The 2,429-nt window shown below is 72.1% G+C and carries 1 protein-coding gene; it reads right to left on the reverse strand.

Features of this window, described 5'->3' with window-relative positions:
- A partial coding sequence (locus tag AC2VOK_RS05120; RefSeq protein ID WP_428899520.1) for an arabinosyltransferase occupies positions 1-2,429 on the reverse strand: 2,429 nt, incomplete at both ends.

A 2,429-nucleotide genomic window follows, 5' to 3' on the forward strand; every position in this document is an offset into this window, starting at 1 on the left:
TGTAGCGAGCCCCAGTCCCGCGACCAGTCGTCCTTGAGGTACGTGGCCACTGTCGTCGCCTTGAGCAGCAGTTCGGTGACGCCCAGCGGGCCGCCGCCGTTGTTGTCCATCACCGGCGAGTTGGCCTCCGCGCCGAACCGGTCCGGCAGGATGCGCCACCGAGGCGTCTCGTCGACGCCGTTCTGGTGGCCGAACGGCCGCTGGCAGGGAAACGCCAGCCCGACCAGCCAGTCCAGGAACACCGGGTCCGTCGAGCCCACGACGTCCTGCAGCGTGCGTAGCTGCGGGATCCGCGGCGGGGTCAGGGCGATCCAGTGCTGCGGCGCCAGGTCCTCGTCGGCGGCGACCAGGCGGACCTGGGTGGCGCCGCCCGGTATCCACGACAGTGGCAGCCGCAGGTTGCGCCAGGCCGGGGCCGCCCCGACGTCGTCGAACTGGAACGACCCGCCGGGATGCCCGCCGGCCGCTTCGCTGTCGGTGGCCCACTGGACCTGGACCTCGCGCGGGTCGAAGCGTCCGGCTGCGCTGACCACCAGCAGCGGGCCCGCGTGGTCGTGGGGCGGCAGGCGGTACCAGCCCGACCGGAGCCTGGCCGGCACCTGGACGCCGGGACGCCAGCTGCCCAGCACCGGGGTGCGAGCCGGGTCCAGGTTGTAGGGCAGCTGGGCGCGGGAACCGTTGACGCCCTCTGCCGCCCGGGTGCCGCCCTCGGTGCCCGCCCCGGTCCCGGTGAGCGGGTTGTCGTCGCCGAGGAAGCTGCGGTCGCCCGGTCGCTCCATCACCGGGTCGGCGCGGATGCGGGCGGGGATGCCGTTTGGCGTGAAGCCTTCCGACATGCCGGCGCCCAGGGCCGCGGCGACCGGGCCGGCGACCGGGGTCAGCATGCCCGCGTTGGGGTCGGGCTCCACCAGGACGTCCTGCGCCAGGCCGCAGTTGTTGCCGGTCAGAGCCTGCAGGTTCGACCGGCCCACCGACCACGCCGGGTATTGGTCGATCATCGCCACGGTCAGCGACGTCACCTCGAAGACCACCAGTGCCCACGCGGCAATCGCCAACGGCGACTGGGCGATTCCGGACAGCCGCGCCCCGTAGCGGGTGCGGGGCGGTCCCTGGGAACCGGACCCGTCGGTGGCCGCGAAGTGGAACCACGCGGCCAGCAGCAGCACCAGCAGCGTCAGCCCAAGGAACATCGTCGACGCCCCGTAATGCCACTTGGGGAACGAATTCGACCAGGGGACACCGAAGTTGGACACGTACCACCAGCCGTTCACGCTGGCGAAGCACTGTGCCATCACGAACAGCACCACGGCCGCGAACACGGTGCGGTTGCGGCGCGAACGCATGGCACCGGCCGTCACCGCGACCGCGGCCAGCGCCCCCAGCGATCCGGCCAGCCCGGCGAACACCCCGAAGTGGTGGGTCCACTTGGTGGGAGTGAACATCATCGCGAGGAACGAGATGATGGTGATCCCGATGATGCGCCGGCTCGGCCCGGCGGCCGTGCCGGGGATGCGGCCCTTGCGCAACGCCATCGCCACCGAGATGCCGAGCGCGAGCAGCAGCGCCAGCACCGCGAAGCGGCGGGCGATCGAGCCGTCGGGGCTGGCCATGAACAGCCGCTCGTAGCGCAGGTGTTCGTCGAACCAGGTCAGGCTCGGGCCGACGGCGCGCTTGAGCGCGGTGGCCTGCATCTCCCCGGCCAGGGTCTGGTCGCGGAAGATCAGGATCACCGTCACGGTCGCCGCGGCGCCGATGGGCGCCAGCAGCGGCAGCAGCCCGAACCGCCTGGATCTGCGGTGCAGGATGGTGCGCAGCGGTCCGATCGCGACCAGCAGCGCCCCGACGGACGCGATGCCCGTCGGCCCGGAGAACAGCGTCAGCGCGCCGATGATGCAGGCGCCCGCCACGGGCAGCAGCCGACTGGTGGCCACCGCGCGTTCCACCGAGCACCACGTCAGCAGGATGCCCAGGGCGATGATCGGCTCGGGCCGCAGCCCGTTGTCCAGCGGCAGCCACACCGCCAGGAACATGCCCGCCGCGGTCCAGGCCGCGGCGCGGCTGCGTTTGACGGCGTGGCCCAGCCGGGGGATCACCTCGCGGCTGATCAGCCACCAGCAGGTCAGCGCCATGAGCAGGGTCGGCAGCCGCATCCAGATGCTGGCGGTGCTGGCGTGGGCCCACAGCGCCAGCAGGTCGTAGTACCAGCCGAACGGGGCCTCGGGCGTACCGAACCAGCGGTAGTAGTTGGCCATGTAGCCGGCGTGCTCGGACACCCGGGCCATGGTCAGGATGTAGCCGTCGTCGGAGGTGTTGGCACCGACGAAGTGCCACCATGCCAGCACCGCGATCACCAGCGCGTCCAGGCCGCCGATCGACCACCACCGCGCGGGCAGGAAGCGGCGGTGCCGGGTGGCCCCAGCGGTTCCGAA

This window comes from Mycobacterium sp. TH-M116, assembly GCF_057473685.1.